This is a genomic window from Vibrio sp. 10N.261.52.A1 (genome assembly GCF_002876325.1).
GTDB lineage: Bacteria > Pseudomonadota > Gammaproteobacteria > Enterobacterales > Vibrionaceae > Vibrio > Vibrio chagasii.
Genome location: NZ_MCYD01000348.1, coordinates 9,411 through 19,272, shown reverse-complemented (window position 1 = coordinate 19,272; position 9,862 = coordinate 9,411). Strand labels below are relative to the sequence as shown.

Annotated in this window: 9 protein-coding genes and 1 pseudogene; 8 read left to right on the top strand and 2 right to left on the bottom strand. The window is 42.7% G+C overall.

Features of this window, described 5'->3' with window-relative positions; translation table 11 throughout:
• A partial coding sequence (locus BCT81_RS04315) for an EAL domain-containing protein (RefSeq protein WP_102423341.1) occupies window positions 1-1,652 on the top strand: 1,652 nt, incomplete at its 5' end.
• Window positions 1,653-1,695: 43 nt separating this feature from the next.
• Here the strand turns inward: BCT81_RS04315 and BCT81_RS04310 are convergent.
• Window positions 1,696-4,230, bottom strand: coding sequence for an EAL domain-containing protein (locus tag BCT81_RS04310; RefSeq protein ID WP_102423340.1), 2,535 nt, complete (start codon window positions 4,228-4,230; stop codon window positions 1,696-1,698).
• Window positions 4,231-4,386: 156 nt separating this feature from the next.
• Between BCT81_RS04310 and BCT81_RS04305 the strand changes: the two genes are divergently transcribed.
• The 6 genes from BCT81_RS04305 to BCT81_RS04280 all read left to right on the top strand — a co-directional run bounded on the left by BCT81_RS04305 (window position 4,387) and on the right by BCT81_RS04280 (window position 8,789).
• On the top strand, window positions 4,387-4,758 hold the full coding sequence (locus tag BCT81_RS04305) for a GntR family transcriptional regulator (protein WP_004740059.1): 372 nt from the start codon (window positions 4,387-4,389) through the stop codon (window positions 4,756-4,758).
• Window positions 4,755-5,609: an ABC transporter ATP-binding protein gene (locus BCT81_RS04300; RefSeq protein WP_102423339.1), complete on the top strand. Its 855-nt coding sequence runs from the start codon at window positions 4,755-4,757 to the stop codon at window positions 5,607-5,609. Before BCT81_RS04305 ends, BCT81_RS04300 begins: the two co-directional genes overlap by 4 nt.
• Window positions 5,609-6,463, top strand: a complete 855-nt coding sequence (locus BCT81_RS04295) for a hypothetical protein (protein ID WP_102423338.1) — start codon at window positions 5,609-5,611, stop codon at window positions 6,461-6,463. Before BCT81_RS04300 ends, BCT81_RS04295 begins: the two co-directional genes overlap by 1 nt.
• Window positions 6,464-7,377: 914 nt before the next feature.
• Window positions 7,378-7,668, top strand: a complete 291-nt coding sequence (locus tag BCT81_RS04290; protein WP_102423342.1) for a putative quinol monooxygenase — start codon at window positions 7,378-7,380, stop codon at window positions 7,666-7,668.
• Window positions 7,665-8,219 carry a nucleotidyltransferase family protein gene (locus tag BCT81_RS04285; protein ID WP_102423337.1) on the top strand — a complete coding sequence of 185 codons (555 nt, stop codon included), beginning with the start codon at window positions 7,665-7,667 and terminating at the stop codon, window positions 8,217-8,219. The genes BCT81_RS04290 and BCT81_RS04285 overlap by 4 nt, the downstream gene beginning before the upstream one ends.
• Window positions 8,220-8,363: 144 nt before the next feature.
• Window positions 8,364-8,789: a bifunctional diaminohydroxyphosphoribosylaminopyrimidine deaminase/5-amino-6-(5-phosphoribosylamino)uracil reductase RibD gene (locus tag BCT81_RS04280; protein WP_102423336.1), complete on the top strand. Its 426-nt coding sequence runs from the start codon at window positions 8,364-8,366 to the stop codon at window positions 8,787-8,789.
• Between the two features lie 76 nt (window positions 8,790-8,865).
• Here the strand turns inward: BCT81_RS04280 and BCT81_RS04275 are convergent, their stop codons facing one another.
• Window positions 8,866-9,318: an NUDIX domain-containing protein gene (locus BCT81_RS04275; RefSeq protein WP_102423335.1), complete on the bottom strand. Its 453-nt coding sequence runs from the start codon at window positions 9,316-9,318 to the stop codon at window positions 8,866-8,868.
• A 281-nt stretch (window positions 9,319-9,599) separates the two neighbouring features.
• Between BCT81_RS04275 and BCT81_RS04270 the strand changes: the two are divergent.
• Window positions 9,600-9,862: pseudogene (locus tag BCT81_RS04270) on the top strand (RNA pseudouridine synthase); the annotation flags it as partial.

Here is a 9,862-nt window from a genome sequence, read left to right as displayed (position 1 = left end):
AGATATCAGAGGAAACACTTAATAGTAAAGAGAGTTTTGTCTTCAAGTATTTAATTGAGAATGCTTCAATTTCAAACCCTCAATCAGCTCGAGATGTTGAAGAGTCATTTAAATTACATTTTGATGAAGAGTTCAGTTTGTATGCTCTAAAAAATATTATCGCTTCTATAAGAAAGAAGTACCGAAACCTTTGTAAAAAGGCAAAGGTTGATAATAATAGTGAACTCATATCAAACCTCTATAAAGTGGGTTACTTTATCGATCTCGATAAAAGTTCAGAGAACCGTATCGCACCCAAATATGACATCAACCAGTTCAAACCGAGCCAGGCTACAATGCTGAAGTTGATGTTCAACACATACCACAAGGAGCTGATCAGGGCTTTGATCACTGTGCTCACGGTGACTTCACTCTTCTTACTCGTTATCTATTTTTTCCAAATTCTTTATACGATGAAAATTGCAGATGAATACAGCGAAAACACGCTGCATATTGCAGAAGAAATCATGGATTTTGGCTGTGACACTACAGGTGCAATTCATTCTTTAAGACACTCTCTTAACCTCGACTCCGTTGTCATGACTACACCCCAAGGCTCCTGCTTCATCTCTAAAGCTCGTTCTCAATCTGTTGAAATAGATAAGATCGATGACTTCTACGATAGCCGCGATTTTTCCTATTCTCGTTTCACAAACTCAGAAAAGAATACCGAGTTAACGGTACGTATTTCAAAAGGCTCTATTGAAGCACGTTACAGAAACTCATTGCTGCCTCTGCTCGTTGATTCCGTCTCAATACACAAAAATGGTTACTACATTCTCAACTTAGGCGAAACCAGCCAGGCGATTTACACCTCTCCACTACCAAGCGGAGCGACCATTACTTTCTATAGTGACGATATCATTGCACTATGGGGCGTGCTGTCACTATTGCTCGCAATCCTACTCTATCGCTCTTATATTCTAGGATTCTTTATCTATCTCTTTCGATGGAAACACATCTCGTTTGAAGAAGAACCAATCATCAATACAGAAGACAACACCGTTTTATACTACGAGTTGTTGTCTCGGGTACGTAATGTCGGTGTTCTTAGCTTTATTAATACGATGAGACGCACCAACCTACTGACTTTTCATACCATTTTGCTTATTGAAACGGTAAGAAACGCCAAGTTACACAACAGCCATGAGATATACGGGGTTAACGTGTGTCCAAGTGCCTTGGTAGGTAACAACTTTTCTAAGCTTAAAGAACACTTAGACGCAATGGAGGCTAATGAATTTGTCGTCGAGATAACGGAATACTCAAACATTGGCTATGGTTGCGAAGTCATCGACAACATCAAAGCAATCAAGAAACTGGGCATCACCATCGCACTGGATGACTTTGGTACAGGAAACAACAACATCGAAATCATCAGCGTTATCTCCCCTACTTATTTAAAGTTGGACCGCTGTTTTGTGAAAGACATTGAATCAGGAGAGCATCACCAAGGCGTGCTACTCAATATCTCGGAGATCGGACGCCTATCCAATATTACGATGATCTATGAAGGTGTTGAGACGCGCAGACAACAATACATCTTGTGTCAGTTGGGCTACAACTTACATCAGGGCTACCTTTATAGCCGCCCTCAAAGTACATCCAGCTAATCCTTTTTATCAGGTTCCGGTGAGCTCAAAGGCAACGATTAAATTAAGCGTTATTGCACTTAAGGCTTTCAGAGTTCACAGGAAAATAAGCGTCTAGTAACCCTTTAGCAGTCAGTGGTTTATCAAAGTAATAACCTTGTAGTAAATCACAATGGTATTGCTGTAGCTTCGCCATCTGCTCTGGGGTTTCGACCCCCTCGGCAACGACTTTCATCTGACAAGAGGCGCCAATATCAATAATGGCTTTCACTAAAGTCTCACTGTGCTGACTGGAATTCAGTTTGCCGATGAAAGATCGGTCGATCTTTATCTCTGTGATTGGCAGAGTATTAAGGTAATTGAGTGATGAAAACCCAGTTCCAAAATCATCGAGCGAGATACCAAATCCATAATCTCGAAGCCTTCTTAGTATCGGCTCTACGATATGCAGATCTTTGATAAGAATGTTTTCCGTTAACTCGAGAGTGACTCGTTGTGGAGCAATGCCGATCTCCTCCACTAAACGTATCACTTTCTCGTCAAAACCCAGTTCGAACACCTGTTTAGGCGACACGTTAACGGACACACATATCGCCTCAGGTCCATTTGGTATCAAATTAAGGGTGTCTTCGCACGCTCTCCTTAACACGAACTCACCAATCTCATGAATTTTCCCTACTCGTTCAGCAGCCGGAATGAAATCTAAGGGTGAGACAAACCCAAGTGAACCATTATTCCAACGGCACAGCGCTTCCACGCCTTTTAGCTGTTTAGAGTGTGCATCGACCTGTGGTTGATAGAACACGCTGAATTCACCACGTTCTAGGGCTGTTTCTAACTGCTTTTCTACCGAATAGTCATACTTCACTTTTCGATTGATTACATCGTCATAAAAAACAGCATCCCCCTTGTTTGACTCTTTTGCCTTGTACAGCACAATGTCCGCTTTCGTTAGCAACTCCTCTACTCCAGTCCCATCATAGGGGTACATAGAGACGCCCGCCGAACACCGAGTCGATACTGTTACACCATTTAGGTCAAAGGATGGATTGAAGACATCTTGGATTTGCTTAACTTTCTGTTCTGCATTAGAAAGGTCATGAATACCGGGCAAGCAGAAAACAAACTCATCCCCCCCAAAGCGAGAGACGACATCATTCTCTCCTAAGATATCTTCAAAACGCTGACCTATCTGCTTTAACAATTCATCTCCACTCGCATGCCCAAACTGGTCATTAATGCGCTTGAAGTTATCGAGGTCGACAAAAACCAATGCCACCAGCTTACCCTCAAGTTTTGAGTGAGCAATAGCCCGGCTGACTTGAAGCTCTAGTTCAGAACGATTAGGAAGTGCCGTCAGAGAATCGTGTTTTGCCATATGTTGCAGTCGACGGCGACTGTTTTGGATTCGGCTAAAATCGTCTGCGATTCTCTGCTCCATTTGAGAAAAGCGAGTCGATATTCTTCGACTGATAAGGGCGCTGATGAAAATACAACTCATCGTCACCAACACACTTAATATAAGAACAAGACCAAATTCGTTACGTGATTCAGCTAACAACTCATTTTTTCGTTTCTCTATCGAGGCATTAACATTATTCAAATACACGCCTGTGCCAACGATCCAATTCCAATCACCGACCTTTTTGACATAGCTACTTTTAGGCCCAATAACGCCATTTTTATCAGCGGTAACATAATCAACGAATCCGCCCTCTTCAGATTTCGCTAGAACATCTTGCTCAAAGCGACTTCCAAGATCATCGTAGACGTTAACCCCTTGCCCTATATTAATTCGATTTGCGTGGAGTAAGCTGTCACCATTTTGTTCAAAAACAAACAGATAGCCATTATCACCCACGATTACTCTCGACAGTATTTCTAGAATCCTTTGATAACTGGCTCGCTTAACATCATCCAGAGACACGCCAGTACCAAAGTACCAGTCAAAGGGCTCGAATCGGCGAATATAGGTTAATTTCTCATAGTGCGTACTGTCGATATACGGCTTATCTATATCTCTCCCCTCTAGTTCTGGGCGCGGAACGAAGTACCGAGAAAAAGCACCATTACTCTGCTTAAGAAGTTCAATCTGTTCTTTGATGACAGCCACACCTTGAGTGTCTGTCGTTTTAAGCTGATTGGTGTTTTCAATTTCTGGGTTAAGAGGATGAACGAGTGACGTGCCCTGCATGTCATAGGCGTAGATGTACTCTTGTTTTTCAGCATAACTCAGCTTTCTGATCTCATTTAAAATCAGTTGTTTAAGCTTATCTTCTGGCAGGTGTTGGTTCGAAGAATAGATATTTTGAGCCGCAGTGTACGCTCTATCTAACCGTCGAGTAATACGCTTTTTTACTTCATCTTCAACAAGGCGTTGAGTGTGTGTGATTTGCTGAGAAACCTGAAGCACCTGCGCCTCAATGGAGCCTTTTTGGGCAGCAATATAGTCGGTTCGAATTAACTCAACCAACGCCTTAACCTTTTGATTCACACTCTTGAACATCGCCATATTCAAGATGATCGCAGAAAAGATGATGATGGTTATTGGCAAATACTTGGTAAACCAGACCAGTTTTTTGTCATTAATGTGCAACATACGAACTCAACACCACAGTACGGAGTGCTATATAATAACGTTGTTTTTACTGAACATCCAACCATAAAAATATTCTATTTACTTTTATAAAAGTCTTGCCAATACGAACAAAAAGGTTAGTGTTATACACACGTATATCACCATGCAGTTTTAATTATGACCGAATGGAAAGACGACCAACCGATCTTTAGGCAGCTTGCCACTAAGATCAGCGACCAGATTCTGCAAGGTATTTGGCTAGAGCAACAGGCCCTGCCCTCTGTGCGCGCTGTTGCTGCTGATCTTAAAATCAACCACCTTACCGTCATGAAAAGCTACCAGTTACTGGTTGATGAAGGCTTGGTTGAAAAGAAGCGAGGCCAAGGTATGTATGTAGCCGAAGGTGCACTTCAAAAACTGAAAGAATCCGCACACCAAACTTTCATCAACACACAGATCCCAGCCATCGCTGAGACGCTAGGCATCATTGATATGAGTGTCGAAGAACTCGTGAAACAGCTAGAACAACATATAAAGGACAAGTCATGAGTACTTTACTTTCCGCGAAAAACGTCACTAAAACTTATTCGAATCAAGTGGGTGTAGAGAACATCAGCTTCGAACTAAAACCTGGCCAAGTACTTGGCTTACTTGGACATAATGGCGCTGGTAAATCGACTCTCATCAAGTCACTACTTGGTGGGCATAACTACCAAGGTGAAATCGAAGTCAACGGCTACCACCCAATCCACCAGCATGCAGAACTCATGCTGCACCTATCTTACATCTCTGATGTGAATGTGCTTCCTGAATGGATGACCATCAAACAACTACTTCGTTACACCGAAGGCGTACACCCGAATTTCAACCGACAAAAAGCCGAGCAAACCCTGAGTAGCACGAACATTAAACTCTCTTCCACGATCAAACAGCTCTCTAAGGGGATGAAAGTACAAGTTCACCTTGCGATCATCATCGCAACTGACACTCAGGTACTGATCTTGGATGAGCCAACACTTGGCCTAGATTTGATTTACCGAGACACCTTCTACCGCCACCTGTTGGAATGGTTCCACGATGGCGAGCGTGCGATGATCATTGCTAGCCATGAGGTTTCTGAGATCGAACATCTACTGACAGATGTACTTATTCTCAAACAAGGCCGCTGCGTGCTGCAGAAAAGTATGGAAGCGATCGAGAGTGATTACTTCATTATCGAAGTTGCTAACAATCACTCAAGCGACATTCAAAAACTGAAACCACTCACTTCACAACCGGGATTAGGAACGACTAAATGGTTATTGGAAGGTCAGTACAAACCACAAGTTGAATCACTAGGTAACATCTACAACGTTGGTCTTGCCGACCTATTCCTTGCAACACAGACGGAGAAGGCATAATGCACCCAAGTTTTTACATGCTAGAAAAAGAACTTATCGAGCACAAAATCAATACTCGATTACCTCTATTCGTTGCGTTGTGTGGTTTGTTACTGTTCGTGAGTCTGTTCTTTAATGGCGCGGCACAGCATGAGTTTTTCTTCCAGATGGAAGTTAACGGTGATGTGAGCGACATCCACAGAGAATTCGCACAAGACCTTAACTCAGTGATCTACTTTGGCGCGGGCCTAATTTCACTGCTGCTTTCAACACTGTATATCCCAAAAACACTGCGTAAAGAGCGCCAAGAAGGCAGCTCGATGTTTTGGAGAAGCATGCCGGTATCGAATGCTCTGACTCACGGTGTGAAGCTAGGCTTTGGTTTAGTGGTGATACCCGCTATCTGCGCCCTATTGGTTTTATTTGCCGATGTTCTATTCTGGATTCTAAACGTATCTAGCGAACAACAATTGGCGCTACTAGTAGAACAGCAATCACTGTTTTATGTGCTCACCAATTGGTTGGTATTCTTTGGTCGAATGCTGTTAGTTGCCTTGGTGCTATTACCGTTAGCGACAATGACACTGGCTATCTCGCAGCTGGTTAACTCGCCATTGCTTGTCATATTTGTTTCAAGCTTTGCAATAAAATGGCTGGCTATCGCACTGTTCGGTTTCTATGGCATCAATGACTTCTTTTCTGTTATCGCTTCACTACCGATGAAAGTACTTACGGCAAGTAACCCGCTCAGTGCGCTCTCTGACGTCTCTGTCTTATCTTTGAGTATTTACATCTTGCTTGGGATTGGTGGCTATCTACTGAGCCTTAAATTAAACAGAACGGACGATGTAAGCCTAAAGACACTATTCCAATAACAGATTACAAAATCTATCGCGTGATAGGTAGATAATGAAATCAAAGCTTCTGAGAAATCGGGAGCTTTTTTATTGCCCGCAATTTCTGTTTGGAGCTTGGGTGTGGAATCGTTGTACTAAGTAGAAAATATACTAGGTAACAGATTAACTGTGTCAGAGGTTTGCTTTGAGAGGTATTAATGAGCTGACATTAAATTGCATTGTTATTAATGCCTGCCAGCTCTTTGGGGGATGATTTCTTTAGCTACCGACCAGATGAAGGTCATTGAGAGTGCTATCGAAATCGGTTTGTTTCATTTTGTAGCCATTGATGGCTGTGATTGAAAGACTTTCAGCTTTGCAAGTTTTTAGCTTTATTACTTGATATGTAAAGCTTATTTCTTTGAAGCTTCTTTCGAAGTGTCTTTCCAGTATTGGATACGAACGCGATGAAGCTGTGCTCTTCTCATTTTTTTCATAAGGTATTTTTCCTTTTCATTTAGCTGCTCTTCATGAGCTTTTTTATTGCCAACTATTCGAATCTAACGGTGTTTGATGGCCAGATCAATGATACAAATCACAAAATATAAAGAGTTCTTAGTACCATTTACATCAAAATATGACCAGGATATCAACTGCGGCTCAATTTAATCCAATAAGCCGTTCTACCTATTAAAGGTTAGATCCCTCAGATGACAAACTCATTTCAGTATCAATACACTTCTATGATACCCATTTAATAGACCGGAACATCGAGGATTTAGTTCCCCAAATTATTATACCCTCCCCAAACAAAGTTACACCGTAACTTAAGCTTGTAGGGTTACGTCTATTTTTTATTCACATTGGTCTATACGACACATAATCAAAATGGGATTATGTTGATGAAAGGCAACACGATAAGTAAGGATGGGCAGACCAAAATGGACACAACAATCAGTAAAGTGATTTTACAAGGGCATATTGTCGTACCAGACGATGATTTAGAAGATGTTATACAAGCACTGACCGTTCATAAGGAACTCACGTTGGCTGAGCCGGGCTGTATTGTATTTCGTGTTAGCCAAAGCTCACTGCAACCAAACCGCTTTGAAGTATATGAAGAGTTCACTAACCGTAAAGCGTTTGAGGCCCACCAAAATAGAGTGAAAACCTCTGACTGGGGCAAGATAACTAAGAACGTGACACGCCATTATCAAGTGACCGATGTAACCACACCATCATGACCCAAGCATTGACCAACCAAATCGCAGCCTTGATCGAACAAGATCCGCTGCGAACCAAAATCGTAGAGTGTGTGGCTCAATTAGCTCTACCACAATGCTATGTCGCTGCAGGCTTCGTGAGGAATCTAGTTTGGGATCACTTGCATGGATTTGATAACCCCACACCGCTCAACGATATTGATGTGATCTACTTTGATCGCGGTGATTATGGTTCCCAATCGGACATAGATTACGAAGCTCAGCTAAAACAGCAGCTACCTGAACTCAACTGGCAAGTTCGTAATCAAGCCAACATGCATACTCGAAACCAAGATAAACCTTATCAAAGTACGCTAGATGCAATGAGTTACTGGCCTGAGAAAGAAACCGCTATCGCAGTAAAGAAAAACAGCCATAGACGTATCGAGTGTATATCGGCTTTTGGTTTAGAGAGCTTGTTCAATTTGAAAATAACGCCAAACCCGAACCGCGGTCGCGACGTATTTGATCAACGAGTCCAATCTAAAAACTGGCTAACTCATTGGCCAAAATTAACCATTGGCCAGAGTTAACTATTACTGACAGCTAACTATCGAACAGCTTCAAAGCTAAAACCATTGACTAAAAGCCCAATCAGATCGAACATGCCTCACTTATTAGCTAAACCGCACGCGGTAACAAACGATTTCTTCTTCTCGTCATACTGAGTAACAACCATGAACCAACAATACATGCTGCAAGCACTTGAAGCTTCGCGTCAAGCCCTACCCGACTGTCAACCAAACCCACCAGTGGGGTGTGTATTGGTGAAGAGCGATAAAGTAGTGTCTGTTGGTTACACACAAAAGGTTGGTGGGAATCACGCTGAAGTCGAGGCACTGAATCACTATGACGGCGATATGGAAGGCGTAACAGCCTACGTGACATTAGAGCCGTGCTCTTTTGTCGGTAGGACACCAGCTTGTGCTAATACTCTGGTTGAAGCCGGTGTAAAACACGTTGTGGTTGCTATGCTCGATCCAGATCCTCGCAACAACGGCCGCGGTGTAGCAATACTGGAGTCGCATGGTGTGAAAGTTGACGTGGGGCTATGCCAAGCACAAGCGAGTGCTTTTTTAACCCCATACCTTGGTAAGTCTTAGTGCTCAGCATCTGTGGCGTTTAGCTATTGCGCTAGGCTTATTGAGGACTCGTTACTCAACATCTAATAAACCAAGGCTAGCCCACGTCTACTCGATAAAGTGGGTTAGCTGGCGCATAAACAAAGTATGCCCAGATATGATCATAAACCGCATGTTGGTTAGGGAATGGCGCTAACGCTTTCGCTTCCTCTAAACTGCACCATCGATACTCAGTGTGCTCGTGGTTTAGTTCTACCGCTTGGTCTGGCGGGCAAAGTACAGCAAAGATCGGGATAAGTTGAATGACATTGACGTTCGCCTCGTAGAATTGCTCCAAAAATTGAGCGTTATACAATTCTTTCGCTTCGATTTTAGTTTCTTCTTCAAATTCACGTACGATTGCCTTCCAACCAGTTTCACCCGCTTCAATCGAGCCAGCAACATGGCACCAATAGCCGCCCTTTACGCGTTTCATTAATAGCATTTTCGTTTGTCCGTCGATCTCAGAAAGAGCGACACCAGCCACAATCGAAGTATTGAGTGGAATCATAACGTTACCTTATTTTGAACACGAAGCGAGCAAGCCTAGCACCCTTCCATTAGTAAGTAGTCTTCGATGATGAAAAACGAGAGACCAATCATTAATTTGTATTCCTCCCCAAGCACTCCAGCCTTATGCGAACAATCAAGTTTACTGTATCAAACCACGGTGCGATTTCTTATTTGAGGCGCTTTTAGATAAAGAGTAGAATCGCCTGCCTTATACTGTATTTAAGCTCTCAAAGCACAGTAGACTCGTAGCCATTTATCACCATCAAGTAAGACGACTATATGCACTCATCAAAACCAACGCACGACTCAGAAAACAGACATACACCTGAGCACTGCTTCACTCGCTTTCAACAGCCGATCGAGTCATATTCTTTGCCTGAGCGTTTCACCTTTCCGTTCTACTACGAACCACATCCATTATGTGAAATTGCGTCGCACCAGCTTCAACAATACCTAGAAACCCAAACCGATTGGCAGCACGACTTCGGACTGGATTCTGACGAAGGTCGCGGCAAGATGTTTGGTGTACTACTAGTAAGAAG